Source organism: Pontibacter toksunensis (assembly GCF_042686245.1).
Lineage (GTDB): Bacteria > Bacteroidota > Bacteroidia > Cytophagales > Hymenobacteraceae > Pontibacter > Pontibacter toksunensis.
Genome location: NZ_JBHUOX010000005.1, coordinates 306,255 through 324,548, shown reverse-complemented (window position 1 = coordinate 324,548; position 18,294 = coordinate 306,255). Strand labels below are relative to the sequence as shown.

General features: G+C 49.1%; 15 protein-coding genes. 9 read left to right on the top strand and 6 right to left on the bottom strand.

All coding sequences use genetic code 11. From position 1 onward, the window contains the following. The first annotated feature begins 3 nt into the window (after nt 1–3). Nucleotides 4–534: a D-glycero-alpha-D-manno-heptose-1,7-bisphosphate 7-phosphatase gene (locus ACFS7Z_RS09420; protein ID WP_377483728.1), complete on the top strand. Its 531-nt coding sequence runs from the start codon at nt 4–6 to the stop codon at nt 532–534. Nucleotides 535–569: 35 nt separating this feature from the next. Here the strand turns inward: ACFS7Z_RS09420 and ACFS7Z_RS09415 are convergent, their stop codons facing one another. Together ACFS7Z_RS09415 and ACFS7Z_RS09410 are read right to left on the bottom strand one after the other, a co-directional pair. Beyond that, entirely contained in the window at nt 570–734 is a 165-nt protein-coding gene (locus ACFS7Z_RS09415) for a hypothetical protein (RefSeq protein ID WP_377483725.1), read from the bottom strand. A 94-nt stretch (nt 735–828) separates the two neighbouring features. Continuing rightward, on the bottom strand, nt 829–2,229 hold the full coding sequence (locus tag ACFS7Z_RS09410; protein WP_377483722.1) for an arginine decarboxylase: 1,401 nt from the start codon (nt 2,227–2,229) through the stop codon (nt 829–831). 204 nt (nt 2,230–2,433) lie between these two features. Between ACFS7Z_RS09410 and rocF the strand changes: the two genes are divergently transcribed. The 4 genes from rocF (at nt 2,434) to ACFS7Z_RS09390 (ending at nt 6,976) form a co-directional block, all read left to right on the top strand. Beyond that, nucleotides 2,434–3,405, top strand: coding sequence for an arginase (gene rocF, locus ACFS7Z_RS09405; RefSeq protein WP_377483719.1), 972 nt, complete (start codon nt 2,434–2,436; stop codon nt 3,403–3,405). After that, nucleotides 3,405–5,195 carry an arginine--tRNA ligase gene (gene argS / locus ACFS7Z_RS09400; protein ID WP_377483716.1) on the top strand — a complete coding sequence of 597 codons (1,791 nt, stop codon included), beginning with the start codon at nt 3,405–3,407 and terminating at the stop codon, nt 5,193–5,195. The genes rocF and argS overlap by 1 nt, the downstream gene beginning before the upstream one ends. Before the next feature lie 167 nt (nt 5,196–5,362). Then, nucleotides 5,363–5,980, top strand: coding sequence for a glutathione peroxidase (locus ACFS7Z_RS09395; protein WP_377483714.1), 618 nt, complete (start codon nt 5,363–5,365; stop codon nt 5,978–5,980). 63 nt (nt 5,981–6,043) lie between these two features. Beyond that, complete coding sequence (locus ACFS7Z_RS09390) at nt 6,044–6,976, top strand: 1,4-dihydroxy-2-naphthoate polyprenyltransferase (protein WP_377483711.1); 933 nt, start codon at nt 6,044–6,046, stop codon at nt 6,974–6,976. Nucleotides 6,977–7,130: 154 nt separating this feature from the next. On the opposite strand, the gene ACFS7Z_RS09385 is transcribed toward ACFS7Z_RS09390, so the two are convergent. From ACFS7Z_RS09385 to ACFS7Z_RS09370, 4 genes are all read right to left on the bottom strand, one after another. Then, the gene (locus ACFS7Z_RS09385; protein ID WP_377483709.1) at nt 7,131–7,850 is read right to left on the bottom strand and encodes a hypothetical protein; all 720 of its coding nucleotides are present in this window, start codon (nt 7,848–7,850) and stop codon (nt 7,131–7,133) included. A 249-nt stretch (nt 7,851–8,099) separates the two neighbouring features. After that, nucleotides 8,100–10,535 carry an outer membrane beta-barrel family protein gene (locus ACFS7Z_RS09380; RefSeq protein WP_377483707.1) on the bottom strand — a complete coding sequence of 812 codons (2,436 nt, stop codon included), beginning with the start codon at nt 10,533–10,535 and terminating at the stop codon, nt 8,100–8,102. Nucleotides 10,536–10,934: 399 nt separating this feature from the next. After that, complete coding sequence (pncA, locus tag ACFS7Z_RS09375; protein ID WP_377483705.1) at nt 10,935–11,546, bottom strand: bifunctional nicotinamidase/pyrazinamidase; 612 nt, start codon at nt 11,544–11,546, stop codon at nt 10,935–10,937. 141 nt (nt 11,547–11,687) lie between these two features. Next, complete coding sequence (locus ACFS7Z_RS09370) at nt 11,688–13,142, bottom strand: DEAD/DEAH box helicase (protein WP_377483703.1); 1,455 nt, start codon at nt 13,140–13,142, stop codon at nt 11,688–11,690. 653 nt (nt 13,143–13,795) lie between these two features. Between ACFS7Z_RS09370 and ACFS7Z_RS09365 the strand changes: the two genes are divergently transcribed. From ACFS7Z_RS09365 to ACFS7Z_RS09350, 4 genes are all read left to right on the top strand, one after another. After that, nucleotides 13,796–14,548 (top strand): YebC/PmpR family DNA-binding transcriptional regulator, encoded by a 753-nt coding sequence (locus ACFS7Z_RS09365; RefSeq protein WP_377483701.1) that lies wholly within the window; start codon nt 13,796–13,798, stop codon nt 14,546–14,548. Between the two features lie 228 nt (nt 14,549–14,776). Then, nucleotides 14,777–15,892 carry a CaiB/BaiF CoA transferase family protein gene (locus ACFS7Z_RS09360; protein WP_377483699.1) on the top strand — a complete coding sequence of 372 codons (1,116 nt, stop codon included), beginning with the start codon at nt 14,777–14,779 and terminating at the stop codon, nt 15,890–15,892. Between the two features lie 137 nt (nt 15,893–16,029). Next, nucleotides 16,030–16,710 carry a hypothetical protein gene (locus ACFS7Z_RS09355; RefSeq protein ID WP_377483697.1) on the top strand — a complete coding sequence of 227 codons (681 nt, stop codon included), beginning with the start codon at nt 16,030–16,032 and terminating at the stop codon, nt 16,708–16,710. Nucleotides 16,711–17,091: 381 nt separating this feature from the next. Next, nucleotides 17,092–18,213, top strand: a complete 1,122-nt coding sequence (locus ACFS7Z_RS09350; RefSeq protein WP_377483695.1) for a sulfatase-like hydrolase/transferase — start codon at nt 17,092–17,094, stop codon at nt 18,211–18,213. Nucleotides 18,214–18,294 lie beyond the last annotated feature (81 nt).

Genomic DNA, 18,294 nt, shown 5'->3' with positions numbered 1-18,294 from the left:
CCCATGCAAAAGAACAAATGTGTCTTCCTGGATCGCGACGGCGTGCTGAACCGTGAGCGGGGAGACTATACTTATAAGTTAGAGGAGTTCGAGGTGCTGCCACGCGTGACGGAGGCCCTGGCGTTGCTGAAAGAAAACGGTTATTTGCTGATAGTGGTTACAAACCAGGCAGGCGTAGCCAAAGGATTCTACCGGCGAACCGATGTGCTGGCATGCCACCAGAAGCTGCAGGAGTCGTCTGACTCGATTATCGATGCCATCTTTTACGCTCCCGGCCACCCCAGCTCTTCTGAATCGCTGTCGCGCAAGCCAGACAGCCTGATGCTGGAAAGGGCAATAGCCCGGTATAACATTGACCCGGAAGCGTCGTGGATGGTAGGAGATTCGCTGCGCGACCTGCAGGCCGCCGCTAAAGTGGGTGTGGCTGCTGTTCTGGTGGGGGAGCAGCACCCTGCGCAGACACATCCGTGGCAGGTGCAGGACCTGTGGGAGGCAGCACAACTTATACTGCAGAACGCAAAAAAGCCGGCTTAGGGCCGGCTTTTTATATGGTCAGACATGATGTCAGTTTAGCTTTTAGCTACATCAGTTGCTTCTTCAGCAGGTGTGGCAGCCTTTACTTCATCCTGTGCTGGTGTTTCCACCTGCGCATAGTTGTAGGCCGGGCAATACGTTTTGCAAGAGGCCATACCCAAAGCTAAGCACAGGGAGCCCAATAAAATAACTTTCTTCATGACAGTATTCTTTTCAGAGGATTTCAGATCAAAAATAATTCAATTAGTTTAAAAGGCAAACATTTTCACCATAATAAATATTAAGCTTTCTATATTAAGCTTCCACTTCGTAGCCCAGTATCTTCAGCATAGACTCCGGCGTTTGCTCCGACGCAAACTGCCAGGTGGTAATGTCTCCGTTCTCATCCCTGTCTACCAGAATGTGCTGCGGCGAAGGAATCAGGCAGTGCTTGATGCCGCCATACCCACTCAGCTGCTCCTGGTATGCCCCTGTATGGAAGAAACCGATATAAAGCGGCTCATCCTTTGGTATCTTCGGCAGGAACACCTGGAACGAGTGCATCTCCGAGTTATAGTAGTCCTGGCTGTCGCACGTCATACCGCCTAACTGTATCCTGCGATACTCTTTGTCCCAATGGTTGACTGCCAGCAACGGCCAGCGCTGGTTCAGCGCCCAGGCATCCGGCAGGTTCGTGATGAATGAACCATCAATCATGTACCATAGTTCCTTATCGTTCTGAAGCTTAGCATCCAGAACAGAATAAATGTTAGCAGCGCTCTCGCCAACAGTAAAGATTCCGAACTCCGTAAAGATGTTTGGCTCCGGTACACCTTCCTCAGCACAGATGCGCTTGATGATGCGCAGAATCTCCTGAATCATGTACCCGTAGTCGTAATCCGCCTGAATGGAGGTCTTGATTGGAAAGCCACCGCCAATGTCTACCGTGTCCAGCTCCGGGCAAAGTTTCTTCAGCTCGCAGTACTTACGTAAGAAACGGCTAAGCTCCGACCAATAGTATGAGGTGTCCTTGATTCCTGTGTTGACGAAGTAGTGGAGCATCTTCAGCTCAAAGTTCGGATTAGGCTTAATCTGCTGCTCATACAGGTCAATCACATCGTCGTAGCGCACACCGAGGCGGGAGGTATAGAACTCAAACTTAGGCTCCTCGTCAGAAGCCAGCCGGATACCGACCTTCGTTTTCACGTTCACGTTCTCCTTGTAATACTCAATTTCACCCAGGTGGTCGAGTATTGGCATGCAGTTTACGAAGCCTTCGTTCAGCAGCTCCGTAATCCACTGGCGGTAACGCTCCCGCTTAAAGCCGTTACATATTATATAGGTGTTCTTGTCTATCTTCCCCTTTCTGTACAGGGCCCGCACAATCTGCATGTCATAGCCGGAAGAGGTTTCGATATGAACGCCGTTCTTCAAGGCTTCCTCCATCACGAATGAGAAATGGGAGGCTTTGGTGCAGTAGCAGTAGGTATATTTACCCTTGTAGTCCAGCTTCTCAATATTCTCTGCGAATAAACGCTTTGCCTTCTGAATCTGGGAACCGATCTTAGGTAGGTATGTTAGTTTAAGAGGAGTACCATATTCTTTGATGAGGTCCATCAACGGAATACCGTTGAACTGTAACTCATCATTAACTACCTGAAACTCATCTGTCGGGAAATCGAAAGTCTGATGTATAAGATCTGTGTATTTGTCCATTTACGATGGTTGTGATATAAGAAAAAATGCAATATTGTTCGTTATTTACCATCTTTGCAAAAACTTTGTTCAGATAATGTAAAACGCAGTATGCTATACTGTGATTCAAACAAAAAAGCTCATAAAATAAATTCATCAGTATTTTACCTTTTGCAACGAGAGCAAAAGGCCAACCAGATGCTAATGAAGAGCTAACGAAAAAATATGAAGAAAATTAAACTGATAGAGGTAAGATCTGAGCTGGGAGCCGGAACCAGGGGCGCAAGTATGGGCATAGAAGCCCTGAAAGTTGCGTGCTGGGACAAAGGGTCGGATTACTTTAAGCGGTTTAACTCTGTCAGCGTACCTGATCTCAACTATACCCTTTTCGACAAGGACTTATTTCCTAATGCGCACCGCATCGACAGCATCTTGACGGTGCAGAAGAATATCGCAAATGTTGTAGAGCAAACCATCGACATAGATATGTTCCCGCTGGTATTGTCGGGAGACCACTCCAATGCACATGGCACCATCGCTGGTATAAAAGCCTCTTTCCCTGATAAGGAACTGGGCGTTATCTGGATTGATGCACATGCTGATATACATTCACCCTATACCTCACCCTCCGGAAACGTGCACGGCATGCCGCTGGCCATGGCTCTGAACATCGACAACCTGGACCGCCAGATAAATGACCCGGAGCCAGAGACGGTGTTCTTCTGGAACTCGCTTAAGAAACTGGGCTTTGACGGGCCAAAGCTAAAGCCGGAGCACCTGGTATACATCGTGGTGCGCGACACGGAAGAGCCGGAAGATTACCTGATGGAAAAGCACGGCATCAAGAACTTTACCTATAAGGAGTTTGCGCAGAAGGGAGCTGAGCAGGTAGCCAAAGAGACGCTGGAGCGCCTCCGCAACTGCGACATTTTATATGTGTCTTTTGACGTAGACAGCCTTGACTCCAAGTTTTCCAAAGGCACCGGTACCCCGGTAGAGATTGGGCTGACCGTGGAGGAGGCGCAGCAACTGAACCATTGCCTGCTGCAGGACCCGCGCGTGGTGTGCTACGAGATGACCGAGATAAACCCGACCTTGGATACAGAGAATACGATGGCAGAGAATGCCTTCGAAATTCTGGAAACAGCCACCACTGCTATTTTACACAGAGAATTTAAAAGTACAGCTATACATTAATGCAACTTCAAAACGTCCTTAGCCAGAGCATCAGTCAGGCACTGCAAGCTTTGTTTTCTATTTCTGTTGATGCCTCCCAGATTGCCCTGCAGCCTACCCGCAAGGAGTTTGCCGGCACCTTTACCTTTGTGACTTTCCCATACACAAAACAGGTTGGGAAAGGCCCGGAGCAAATTGGGCAGGCGCTGGGGGAATACCTGAAGGAGAACACCACGGAAGTAAAAAACTTTAACGTAGTGAAAGGCTTCCTGAACCTGGAGATAGAAGAGAAGGAGTGGCTGCGCCTTTTCCGCGGACTGATGCAGGAGGAGCAGTATGGGCAGGGAGAGGCAAGCGGCCGGAACGTGATGGTGGAGTATTCCTCACCCAACACAAACAAGCCACTGCACCTGGGCCACCTGCGCAACAACTTCCTGGGCTACGCCACAGCAGAAATTCTGAAAGCGAACGGCCATCAGGTGATGAAGGTGAACCTGGTGAATGACCGCGGTATTCATATCTGTAAGTCGATGCTGGCTTATGAGAAGTTTGGTAACGGCGAAACGCCGGAGAGCAGCGGCATCAAAGGCGACCACCTGGTGGGCAAATACTATGTGCTGTTCGACAAGGCTTACAAAGAGCAGATAGACGAACTGGTGGCGCAGGGCATGGACAAAGAAGAAGCCAAGAAAAAGGCCCCGCTCATACTGGAGGCACAGGACATGCTGCTGAAGTGGGAGCAGGACGACAAAGCCGTGGTGGACCTCTGGAAGCAGATGAACAGCTGGGTGTACGCCGGCTTTGACCAGACTTACCGCAACATCGGCGTTGATTTCGATAAATTTTATTACGAGTCGCAGACCTATACCTTAGGAAAAGAAAGAGTTGAGGAAGGCCTGCAGAAGGAAGTTTTCTTTAAAAAGCAGGATGGTTCTGTTTGGGTAGACCTGACAGACGATGGGCTGGACGAGAAACTGCTGCTACGTGCAGATGGCACCTCGGTGTACATCACACAGGATTTGGGCACAGCTGAGCTGAAGTATAATGACTTCCCGTACGACCAATCAGTGTATGTGGTGGCGGATGAGCAGAATTACCATTTCCAGGTGCTGCAGGCTACGCTCAGGAAGCTGGGTAAGTCTTACGCAGAAGGCATTTATCACCTGTCTTATGGCATGGTAGACCTGCCTTCGGGCAAAATGAAATCCAGGGAGGGCACGGTAGTAGATGCCGATGAACTGGTGCAGGAGATGGTTGACACAGCGCGCCAGCAGACGGAGGAATTAGGCAAGATAGAAGGCTTTACAGAGGAGCAGGCGAAAGAACTCTACCATACCCTGGCAATGGGAGCCCTAAAATATTTCCTGCTGAAAGTAGATCCGAAGAAGCGCATGCTGTTCAATCCGCAGGAGTCCATTGACTTCCGTGGCAATACAGGGCCTTTTATCCAGTACTCACACGCGCGCATTTCCGCTATACTTCGTAAGGCAGCTGAGATGGGTATATCCGTAGATGTGTCAGCTTTTGATACCGTTGAGAACCTGCACGAAACAGAGCAGGAGGTGATTGTGCAACTGGTGAATTATCCGGCTGTGGTAAAAGAAGCAGGCAACTTGTTTGCTCCATCTGTTATCGCAAATTACGCCTACGAGTTGGCAAAAGCATACAACCGCTTCTACCAGGAGGTTTCCATTTTCAACGAGACAGACGAGCAGGCGCGTACCTTCCGTATCGCCCTGTCAGCCATGGTAGCCCGCTCTATCAAGCACAGCATGAGCCTGCTGGGTATAGAGGTGCCGGAGAGAATGTAAATTAATGTAGATCCTTATTGGCTGATGCGGGTTTAAAGCACGTATTCCTTGAAATTAGCGGTATGTGCTACAGTCCCGCACTGCAGAAATTTTTTGCTAAACATACAGCAAGCTTTTCTGTTACAGGAGCAGCATGAGCGATATTTGATACTATTAGTCAATTAAAGATGACCAGAACCTTTACTTTTCTTTTACTGATAACAGCGCTGATGGGCCTGCTTACTACTTTTGTGGCTTGCCAGAACGGTGCAAGCAAGAACTTAACCTCAGATTCAGAAACGATGGCAGCAGAAACAACCTCCAATCCAAATGCACAGACCAGTGACTTCTATGGTTTTCAGGTGAAGACTTTAGACGGCAAAAATGTCAACTTTTCTGATTACAAAGGCAAGAAAGTACTGCTGGTGAACACAGCCTCTGAATGTGGCTATACGCCACAGTATGCCGAGTTGCAGCAACTGCACGAGAAACATGGAAATGAGGTGGTGGTGTTAGGTTTTCCGGCAAATAACTTTGGTGGGCAGGAGCCGGGCAGCAATGAGCAGATAGCTTCTTTCTGCCAGAAGAACTATGGCGTCACCTTTCCGATGTTCGAGAAAGTGTCGGTGGTAGGAGAGGACAAACACCCGCTCTATGTGTGGCTGCAGCATAACGCGCCAAACCAGGAGGAACCAGCCTGGAACTTCAGTAAATACCTGGTGGATGAGAATGGGCAGGTAATGGGGTTTTATCCCTCAAAGGTGAAACCGATGAGTGAAGAGCTGTTGGCTGCTATAAAAAAATAATTTACACAGAGGATGGCTGGCAAAGGTAAAACCCTGGTCCAGTAAACCGCATCAGAAACAGCATTGAATACCAAAGAACATATAACACCGAATCCAGGTCTGGTAAAGGCCTGGATTTCGGCTTTTAGGCCACGCACGCTACCGCTGGCGCTTTCCTGCATTGGTATGGGCGGGTTTATGGCCGCTGCCCACCATGCTTTTAACGGTGCCATCGTCGGTCTTTGCGTGCTGACTACCCTCTTCCTGCAAATCCTGTCGAACCTCGCCAACGACTACGGCGACACAAAGCATGGTGCCGACAGTGTGCACCGCGAAGGGCCGAAGCGGGCGGTGCAGGCCGGCTATATTAAGGCAGCGCAGATGAAGAAGGGCATGCTGGTCTTTAGCCTGCTGTCGCTAGTATCCGGCCTGATGCTGCTCTGGGTTGCGTTCGGAACGGAGGGCATGCTGTTGTTTTTGGTGTTCCTGGTGCTGGGGCTGGCTTCTATCTGGGCCGCCATCAACTATACCGCAGGCGATAAGCCTTACGGCTATGCCGGCCTGGGCGACCTTTTCGTCTTTGTTTTCTTTGGCCTGGTGGGCGTGCTGGGAACATACTTCCTGCAGGCACAGGAAATGGATGCGGTGGTAATATTGCCTGCCCTTGTCTGTGGCTTCTTCTCCACGGCTGTGCTCAACGTAAACAACATCCGCGACATAAAGTCTGATGCACTGGCAGGCAAATACTCCATACCTGTGCGGCTGGGTCCTAAACGTGCCCGCCTTTATCACCTGCTGCTGCTGCTGGGTGGTGTGGCAAGCGCTTTTGCCTACGTGCTGCTGAACTACAATGGTTCGTGGCAATTCCTGTTTGTGCTGGCGCTGCCGCTGGTGCTGGTAAATGGGGTAAACGTGTGGCTCAAGCAGACCTCTCAGGAGTTGGACCCTTACCTGAAGCAAATGGCTCTTACCACGCTGTTGTTTGTGCTGCTGTTTGGGATAGGGCAAGTAGTATAAACGGCAGCGTATCAGCGTATAAAGCCCATCTCTGCCTGTTTCCGCAGAGTGAAGCAGGTCTAAGACCTGGTGTAATGCACCAAAATTGTGCTGCAGGTCCTGCTCACCCTGTTGATAGAAAGTTAGAACCGAAGCTTGAGTGGGAAAGGTAGCATCAAGCGTTCAGGGTGGTGCAGAATTGAAGCAGTTTTACCAGGTCCTCCTCTTTGTCTAAGTTAAGGGAATGCTCCTTTAGATAGCTGGAGATGGCCTTCCTGTGTTTAGAGAACAACTTTAGTATGTTGGGTTTGTTCGCTCTATGAAACTGGTTTCTCTCGTCTACCAGAAAATAAGTTAGCTTCTCTGAAAACACCACATCGCCTTTCTGTGCCAGGGAGTACCGTTGGCTGTTGTTGCTGATGATGGTGCTCGTGTTTCTGATGGAGGAGGCTCCAGAAGACTGGCCATAGGCGCCCACCTTGTCTGCTCCGGCGAACTCCAGCTTCTTTCTTTTTCCCAGCTTCATTTCATCGAATTCCTTCACAACTTCCAGAAATCCCTCTTCCTGGTTATACAGGTATTCACTTTCGCCAACTAAAACAGAATAAAGCGCAGGCTCACCCGCTATGGCCATCGTGTCTCCCTTGGAGTTGATGAACTGCACTTCGCCTAGCAGGTTATTATAGTTAAATGTAGCTGCCGTAAAGCTGCCATTCATGTACACTACCTTTCCTTTCTGAAACAAAGGGTAACGGTACTGATGCTCAACCGGAATTACTTTCATGGGTTCTTCTCCTGCTTTTACCCGGAAAGTAGTGGCAGTCTGCTGGGCCTGTGCAAAGCTGCCGCCGCACAACAATAAAATCATGATGATGTACTTTCCTGTTGTTTCCATAGCTGCATATTTTAGTTGTAGATGCGAACCCGTTTTAAATCAACTCCTTATGAATTTAGCTTTTTTAAAGGACAAAAGAAGTAAATACCGATTATAATTTTATATCCGTTGCCGGATGCTACCAGGTGCAGTGATGCTGCAGCGGTACCTACTTTTAGCAGCAGGCTTATGAAAGGTATGGAGAACAGATAAGCCCCAGCCTCTTATCAGCAAAGCTGGGGCATGTCTGTTTTCTAAAGCGAAGCAGCGTTAGTTGCCATTCCCGCCGCCGCCGCTGCTTTCACCGCCTTTCACGTCATCGTTCTTGATGCCGCGCCTGGTGCGCTTAATGTCTTCTTTCAGCTTACCGAATTTGTAGCTGACGCCAATGCTAATGCGGCGGCGTATGTTGCGGGACTCATTGCGCTGAATAAAATCCGGAGCGATGAGCTCGTTATAGTAGGTGAAGTACTTATCAAAGGGACTTTGCACCGATAGGCTGACACTGGCTTTTTCGTTTTTCAGGAAGCTCTTGCTAACGGAAGCACCATTCCAGAACTGCCCGGACGACCTGCCCTGCAGTAACACACGTGGTGCATAATACCCCATGTTCACGCTGGCACGCCAGTTCTTCTCAAACCTGTAGCTGATATTGCTGAACATGTAGCCGCTTATGCCGCTGTTCTCTAACAACTTACCGTTTATGTTGCCGCTGATGTCGCTGTAGTTGAGGGTGCCGTTCAGGCTGAGGCTCAGTTTTTTGAAAAGAGTGGCATTACCACCAAGCGAAAGCGTGGTGGTGGCGTTCTTGCCGATGTTACCAAAGGTCGTGCTGCTCACAGAGTCTGCCGGGTTATAGCTGGTATAGCTTTGGATGGCGTTATTGGTGAAGGCGTGCGTCAGGGTGCTGTTCATGGAGTTGCTTCCCTTAAAAAAGCTGTGCGACAGGCTGAACACATGGCTCGTGGCCGCCTCCAGGTTAGGGTTACCGAAAGAAACACTCTTCTCTGTCATCCTGTTTACATATGGGTTCAGGAAGTACAGGCCCGGCCGCTCAATACGCTGCGTGTAAGAGCCTTTCAGGGTCGCCATGTTTTTGAGCGTGCGGGTAACGGTAATGTTGGGGATCAGGTTCAGGTAATCCTGCTCCGCCACCGACCCGGATGATTTGAAGTTCGCATCTACTATCGTCTGCTCCAGGCGCGTACCCAGGCGCAGCCCCCATTTGTCGAAGCGCAGGCTGGCGGAGGTGTAGGCGGCGTAGATATCCTGGCTGTAATCAAACTCATTGCTCAGCCCCGGCACTTCCTCAAATGTGTTGGTTTCGGCGTTGTAGTTGCGGTAGAAATAATCGCTGCCGTTGTCACGCAGGATGGTCTTGGCGCCAACCTCCAGTGTGTGCTTCTGAAACGGGTGCACATAGTCGGCCTGGAATGTTTGCTCTACAGATTGTCCGTCGTTCACCGTGTGGGTTACCAGAGGCCCTGAGTAGTTTAGGACAGGGTTAAACAGCAGGTCAGCTTCGCTTCCATTCTCTTCGCTCCCGATCTTGTAAGAGAGTGTCAGCAGTTGGTTCTTGTTGCGCTTAAAAGTGTGCTGGTAATCAAGTCCTGCTTCGTAATTATACCAATGGCCCGTGGAAGGGTTAATGCGCTCATAGAACTGCGTACGGATACCTGACCTGTTCAACTCCTCCACTGTCTGCAGCCCCTGCGACTCAAAGTCATTCCCATTGAGGCTGAACTTGGCAGAGATAAGGTTCATGGTGTCAATCTCATAGCTCATTTCACCGGACACATAGCTAAAGTAGCTTTGGTTCTGGCCCGAACCCAACTGTATCACCCTGGCACCGGTTTTTAAGTTCGTGCGCTCAAAAGTCGAGGTAAAGCCCGGGCTGGTGAACATGTTTGTTCCGCCGTAAGCGGAGAGGCCAAACTTACCCACTTTTGCAGTAACGTTGGCAGAGCCGTACCTGCTGTCTGGGGTGCTCTGCGACAGGTAGATGCTGCCATTGTAGCCGTTGCTGGGCGCATTGTGGGTAATAATGTTGATGATGCCTCCAATTCCTTCGGCGTCATACTTGGCAGGAGGATCAGTGATAACCTCGATTCGCTTGATGGTGTTGGCAGGCATGCTGCGGAAAACATCTTTCGGGTTGCGCGCAAAGAGGGTAGAGGCCTTGCCGTTCACAAGCACCTTAAAGCTGCCGCTGCCATTTAACTGAATGTTCTCTTCAGCGTCGAGGCTCAGCATCGGCACTTTGCGCATCATATCGAGGGCGGAAAGCGTTTTGCTCTCCGGGTCGAACTCCACATTGTAGCTGATTTTGTCGATGTCTTGGGAGATGAGCATCTTTTCTGCCGTTACCTCCACTTCCCGCAGCTGCTTGGCAGTACTGGCTATGCTTAGCTGGCCCACATCGGCTACGGCATTACCCGCCTCCAGCGCGGGTAATGCCATAGAGAAAGGCTTGTAACCTACAAAGGTAAGAATGAGCTTGTAGGGGGCCAGCGGTAATCCTGTAACTTCGAATTTACCATTATCCTGTGTGAAGGTAGTTTTGACGGGTACGTCTTTGTCAGGCCTGCTGATGACTACAGTAACGTAGCTGAGCGGTTTCTGTGTGGCGGAGTCTACCACCACACCTTTTACGGTGCCGGTTGCGGGGCTTTGGGCCCAGAGGCAAGAGAACTGAATAGCAGGCACAAAGCCAGCAGCATAGTCTGTTTCATGTGTATAGGTTAGGTTAGAATGAGTGTGCTAAAGTTTCCAGTGGATCACAGCTTCTGCCTGTACCCTTCCCTTTAGCTCTCTATTTCCCTATTACACATGGGGCAGGTATGCCTGCCGCTGTCCCTGAAGCTATATGGCGGAATGCAAAGCCTTGTATTAGTGCCGCTTTGCCTAAACAAGGTAATAAAATTTGTAAACTATAACTATAGTTGATAAATTATTTTTTGTTTAAACACTAAAAATTATTTTTGAAGAGAATTAGACTGCTATTCCTGCTGAGGATGTACGATTTTACTTTTGTTTTTGCGGTATAGGCGAAAAAAAACCGCCCTTGTGGAGCGGCTTTCAAGCTTTTGCACCTGATTTACCTTATCAGCTTATCAGCGTATGGCTCTGCACCAGTTTGCCTCCTTTGCTTTCTATATCTGCCTTCGCCTTTTCAAAGCCCTCCGGGCTGATTGCGCGTGTGGCGTCTTCTACTATAGATACACTAAAGCCTTCCTGTAGCGCGTCTTTGGCGGTAAAGTACACACAGAAATCAGCGGCTAAGCCGGCAACGTACACTTCAGTTACCTCTTTGCCTCGCAGGTAATCTGTCAGGCCGGTGCTTTTCAGGTGGCCGTTGTCGTAGAAACCGCTGTAGGAGTCTATTTCCGGGTTCATGCCTTTGCGGAAGATGGTTTCTACCCGACTCATGTCTACTGCATCAGAGAACTCGGCACCCTTTGAGCCTTGCCGGCAGTGGTCCGGCCACAGTACCTGATTGAGGCTCTGCAGCTTAATTACTTCGAAGGTGTTTCTGCTCTTGTGGCTGGAGGCAAAGCTTTGATGGTTTTCCGGGTGCCAGTCCTGGGTTGCCACTACCAAGTCAAACTGCCCCTGCAGCCTGTTTACTACCGGAATAATGGCATCGCCTTCCGGTACAGCCAGTGCGCCACCCGGTAAAAAGTCATTTTGAATATCTATCAGTAATAATGCTCTCATTGTCTGTCTGCTACTGTTTTGCCTGATTTACACAAAGGTACTGCTTCGTTCTGGCTTTGAAAGGAGAATGCAGCGAACATTGTGCCTAAAACAGGCAAAGCCGCTTTGTGAGCGGCTCTGGCTATTCTTATTTTGATGCTGCTATGATGCAGGCTGGTTTTCCTCTTTCGGCCCCTGACCTGCTGCACCACGGTTCCGGTTGCGGTTGTTGCGCTTGCGCCTTTTCTCGCCGCCCCCTTCGCCTGCTACGGCCGCCTTGTCTCCACCACCTTCGGGGCGAGGACGGGGAGTATGGTTGGCAGCCTTTACCGGTCTTTTGCTGCCTTCATCGGCGTGGCGTGGCTTGCTGCCTTCCCTGTGGTGTTTGCTGCGGTGCTGCTTGTCTCTGCCTCCGGCGCCAGGGCGGTTGCCGCTTCTCTGGCGATGGCTGCCGCCGTCATGGCGTTTTGTCGGATCATAAGCCGGGGCAGCCCCGAAGTCCTCAGGAAGTGGCAGCTTGGGTACTTCCCGCTCAATCAGGCGCTCTACCTTCTGCACACGGAACATGTCTTTTTCGTTTACAAACGTAATAGCCACTCCGGTAGAGGAGGCGCGCGCTGTACGGCCCACGCGGTGCACATAGTCTTCGGCGTCCTGCGGCATATCAAAGTTCACCACATGGCTCAGGCTGTCTATGTCAATCCCTCTGGAGAGAATGTCGGTGGCCACCACAATCTGGTATTGCTTGTTCTTGAAGCCTTGCAGCGCCTTTTCACGCTCGTCCTGCGTCATATCCGACGAGATACCCTCGGCAGTGAAGCCTATCTTCAGCAGCGACCGCACAATCTGGTTCACATTGGATTTGCGGGAGGTGAAGATGATCATGCTCTGTACATCTAACTCTCGCAGCAGGTGCTCCAGCAGGGGCAGCTTCTGGTTGTCGTAGGTCAGGTAAATGCGCTGGTCTATTCCCTCGGCCGGTTTGGCAACTGCCAGGTTTATCTCAGCAGGATCTTTAAGAATCTGCTGCGCCAGGTCACGGATTTTACGGGGCATGGTAGCCGAGAAAAGAAGCGTCTGGCGCTGTTTTGGCAGCTGGTTAATGATCTTCAGGAGGTCATCCATAAAGCCCATGTCCAGCATTTTATCCGCCTCGTCCAGCACAAGGTGGTTCAACTGGTCCAGCTTTACATAGCCCATGGCAAGGTGCGAGAGCAAGCGCCCAGGCGTGGCGATAATAATATCGGCACCTGTGGTAAGGGCACGCTTTTGCTGATCCCAATCATCTCCTTTGTTGCCTCCGTAGATGGCAATAGAGCTCACGGAGGCAAAGTAACCGAAACCTTCCACCTGCTCGTCTATCTGCTTGGCCAGCTCACGTGTCGGCACCAGAATCAGGGTGCTGGTGTGGTCAAAGTTCCCATGGGATATCTTGTCGATGAGCGGAAGCAGGTAAGCTGCAGTTTTGCCGGTGCCCGTCTGGGCGCAGGCAATCATATCTTTTTGGTCGAGTATAAGTGGAATAGCCTGTTCCTGCACAGGTGTGGGGCTGTTGTAGCCCATGGAGTTGATTCCTGTTAATACGTCGTCGTGTAGGTTAAATGAACTGAAATTCAAAGTCTGATATATTATGTTTCCTCACAATCAATCACACATACGCTTTATGTTGAGTGTCTGCATGGTAAAGATAACATAAATATAGGTTTGAAGCTCAAAAGACGCTGTGAAACATTTTTTCTTGAAATCGTTTAAATATTAAATATAGTATTATATTTGCATAAAATTAGCTGAATATATAGTGCCTGTAATATTATATAAGCTTTAAGTGCTGCTTCTGATTATGAAGGCAATACGGACTTGAAAAGGGGTAAATGGCAGCTTAACTATATATTAAAACTTAAATATTATAATATTTGTTTTAAAAGTCATAACTGCTGCAACATTGTGTGGAAGCAGGCGTAAAAATGCTTGTGTTTAGCAAAACCAGAATCTAATTTAATATATCATAAATTATATATTCATGAAAAAGGTTATACAAGAATCCCCTAACTTCTTTTTACTGTTAGGCGTGAACATCGTTAATGCCATCTTTATGTTTGTGCTTTAAGCAGATAAGTTTATAGATAGAAACTATACTCACTATAAAGAGCAGCCTTGCCATAGCGCAGGGCTGCTCTTTTTATGCCTCCTCCATCATATACAACCCTGTTTTCGTACTGTCAGGCAAAAGAAACCGTATGTCTTACTAAACTTAACAGATTCATCTCTATATGGCAGGACACAACAAATGGTCGCAGATAAAGCGCAAGAAAGGCGCGCTGGATGCTAAACGATCGAAAATATTCACGAAGCTGATAAAAGAGATAACGGTAGCTGTGAAGGAGGGCGGTCCTGACCCCGATGCAAACCCGCGCCTGCGCCTGGCAATACAACAGAGCAAAGGAGCTAACATGCCGAAAGACAACATAGAACGCGCCATTTCGAAGGGGGAAGGGGCAGACGGAGATTATAGTGAGGTAACCTATGAGGGCTATGCCTCCAATGGTGTGGCGGTATTTATCCAATGCCTGACAGATAATATTAACCGAACTGTACAGAACATGCGTACAATTTTTAATAAAGGGAACGGCAGCCTGGGTGTAAATGGCTCAGTGGAATTCCTGTTCGACAGGAAAGGTGTTTTTACTGTGAAGCAGGACCCGGAGCAACCTGTGCAGGAAGAGGTACTGATGCTGGAATTAGCGGATGGCGGTGCTGAAGACGTAGAGTTTGATGAAGATTATATGACCGTGTACTGTGCCATGGAAGATTTCGGGGCGATGCAGAAGAAGATAGAAGAACTGAACTTAAATTTGGAAAGTGCCGAACTGCAGCTGTTTCCTCAGACAACGGTAACAGTGGAAGACCCCGAGGCTGTACGCCAGGTACTGAGGTTACTGGATGCCCTGGAATACGATGACGACGTGCAGAAAGTATATCATAACCTCGAACTAAGCGAAGAGGTATTGGCAGAGCTGGAGTAGTTTTTAAAAGACATTTGTAAAGAGACGGAGACAGGATATGTTTTCGTCTTTTTTGTTTAGAACAGAATGGGTTACTGTCACGGCTGCACACCTGCAGATTAGTTCTGCCAGCAAGAAACCCAGGTTACACCACTTTCTCTGCCCGAACCTGTAACAGAATTCCTACTGATGTTTGTGTATATTTGAAAATGTACCATCAGGCAAAGGCCTGAGATATGAGCAGTGTATATGCAGAACCCGATGTTTGAAGATTTGCTGGTGCTGGAGTTGGCAAGCGTGCTGGCGGGGCCAAGTGTGGGGCAGTTCTTTGCGGAATTAGGCGCCATGGTCATCAAAATAGAGAATGCTGCCACACAGGGAGATGTAACCCGCCGCTGGAAAGTAAGCAGCGAGCAGGCTGACACAGACACTCCCGCCTATTTCTGTGCTGCCAATTGGGGGAAGCAGTCGCTGCCACTGGACCTGACAGAGCAAAGCGACCTGAAGCGCCTGTACACGCTGGTAGAGCAGGCAGATATTGTGATTGCCAGTTATAAACCAGGCGATGCCGAAAAGCTAAAGGTAGATTACAGCACACTCAGCAGTATAAACCCGCGCCTGATCTATGGCCACATCACAGGTTATGGCCCAAACGACAACCGGGCAGGCTATGATGCCGTGGTGCAGGCCGAAAGCGGCTTTATGTACCTGAACGGAGCACCTGAAGGAGCACCCACTAAAATGCCCGTTGCGCTAATGGATATCCTGACGGCGCACCAGTTGAAGGAGGGGCTACTGGTAGCCCTACTGTACCGGGAGCGGACAGGTAAGGGGCAGATGGTGCAGGTGTCGCTGCTGGAGGCGGCGGTGTCGGCGCTGGCTAACCAGGCAACTGGCTACCTGGTGGCGGGATACAACCCGCAGCGCCTGGGGTCTGAACACCCCAGCATAGTGCCTTATGGCAGCGCCTATACTGCTAAAGACAGAAAACAGCTGGTGCTGGCAATAGGGGATGACCGGCAGTTCCGGAAGCTGTGTCATATATTGGGCGCAGCTGAAATTGCCGATGATCCCAGGTACAGTACCAACTACAACCGTGTGCAGCATCGTACTGAGATAAACGAGTTGCTGCGTAACCTCATCCTGCAGCAGGAGCGGGAGCCTCTGTTGCAGAAATTCCATCAGCAACATGTGCCTGCAGGAGCTTTGAACAGCATTCCAGAGGTTTTTGAATTGCCTCAGGCACGGAATATGCTATTGCATCATCCAGGGGCAAAACCGGGATTAAGGCAGGTAGCGTTTCAACTGGAAGGACAGGGGCGAAGCAGCGTCACGCCACCACCAGGGTATGGTGTAGGGCCATGAAAAGTAAACGATTGGCACAAAAGTATGAGCGTTCTGCTTAGCTGGCTACCAGTTTTGAGTGTGGGTACTTAAACAAAGTGTCTGTTTCTGATGTAAACACAGAGTTGAACACATTATTGAATACCGTATAAGGGATTATGGAAGATAAATTAGATGATATTATAAACGGGCTGCACCAGAAGTCCAAGACAAAGCAGGCTATTTACCGCAATACCAAAGAGACATTTAACCGCATGAAGGAAATTTCTCAGGAACTGGTAGCAGAGCTGACGGAGCGGTTAACAAAGCTGGATGATAATGTTGCTATCGAATACAAAAACGTAGGAGAGCATGAGTTTCAGATAAAGTTTTCTGGTGATTTACTTGTGTTTGTGATGCACTCTAACATCATCACGTTCCCGGACGATTACGAGATCATGCGAAGCGATTATGTGGAGGAGGATTTTCGGCGCAGGTTCTTCGGGCACATCATGGCTTATAACTTTATGGCCGATACCATCAAGTATAACCGCCTCGAAGACCCCGGCTATCTAGTAGGGCGCATGCTGGTGAATATAGATATGCACTTCTGCATTGAAGGAGTGAGGCAACTGGACCTTCCGAAGGAAAAAATCTCGAACATTGAGGAAAACAAGATCAACGACAAAACACTTCGCATTATAGTGGAAAGCGCCATGATAGCAGCCGTTAACAATGACCTGATGGGGCAGGATGTAAGTGACATCGAACGCATAACACTGAAGCAGAAACTGGAAAATACCCACGTTACGAAGCCACGCAAACTCGGTTTCCAGATCAGCCATGAGCTGACTCATTAAGAAGAGCTTATTCAACGCATCAAAAAGAGCCCGGCCATAAGCGACCGGGTTTTTTGTTGCAGATTGTTGACAGCCCTGATTGTTCTACAAGGTAAGTTATTGGTTGAAAAAATGAGCCGGGAGTCGCCGTTACTGTAAGCTAAGGCCAATACGCCTTACCAGTTAAACTAATAGAATCCTGCCTTGTTATGGCCAGACATAGCAAGCAGGTGAAAAAGGTAAAAGTTCGCCTGAAGCGTTCCTGATACTGTTCTGATTGCTTTTTAGGTATAACACATGCCGTCAAATTCTTTTCTATAGCGCATGATGTCTTAAAAACTATATAATTCGTATATTTATTTAGATGTAAGGCAGGAAAGGCCCGAGTAAACCACTACCGAAATGGGGTTATTTGCTTCCACAAAGACAGGAAAAGGAATTCTAAGCTCCGGTATAAGGCTGTGCTTTTCAGCCTTAACCCTGCTTATGTTCTGCGCCTCACCTCAGCCAGCTACATCACCTCAGGAAGCCAATTACCAGGCACAGAAAAAACCGCTGCGCACCAAAAACGTGATTATCGTGGTGATTGATGGTCCGCGTTACTCCGAAACCTGGGCAGTTACGCCAGGGCTTATCCCGAACATGTCTGCCAGAATGAAGCCCAAAGGAGGCTTTTTGAGTAATTTTTACAACGATGCCTACACCTACACCAACTCCGGTCATGCGGCTATCACCACGGGTGTTAACCAACCAATAGATAACAATGGAGATGAACTTCCTGCCAACCCTTCTATATTTCAGTATTTTCTAAAGCAATCTGGTAAGCCAGCTACCGCTGCGTGGATTGTCTCCAGTAAAGATAAGCTGCACATGCTTGCCAATACCCAACGGCCTGACTGGCAGGGAACGTACCAGCCGTCCTTCGATGGTGGGATCAGTGGGCCCGGATCAGGATACCGTATGGACTCCCTTACCCTGGAAGCAGCTAAAAATGTGCTGAACACACACAAGCCGAACCTGGTGCTGATAAACTTTATGGAGCCTGATGGCTTTGCCCATGCGGGGAACTCAGAAAATTACCTGAGGGGCATCTCCAGGAACGACAGGTATGTAAAGCAGCTCTGGGATTTTCTAAATGATGATTCCTACTACAAGAATAAAACAACACTCATCATCACCAACGACCATGGCCGCCATTTAGACGGGATAGATGGTGGCTGGATGGAGCACGGCGACAGCTGTGAAGGATGCCAGAAAATAAGCTTACTGGCGCTGGGGCCGGATTTTAGAAAGGGCAGGGTGATAGAGAACAGGTATACATTGGTGGATATCGCCCCCACAGTTGCTCGTTTGCTCAGGTTTGAAATGGACCCTGCGGTAGTAGTGCCACGGGCTGATACCACGGTGGTAAAAGTAGCCATGGATTCTACAGCAGTAGCGCAAGTGTTGGACTCCATACGCATAGAGATAAAAATGGAGCCTGCAACAATGAAAGGACAAGTGATAAAAGAACTGTTTAAGTAAGCTTAAGGCCAAGATTACTTGCTGCGTACCGCAGACGCAGCTATAAAACTTTTCCCTAAACCCAAAAGGCAGGAACTCTCT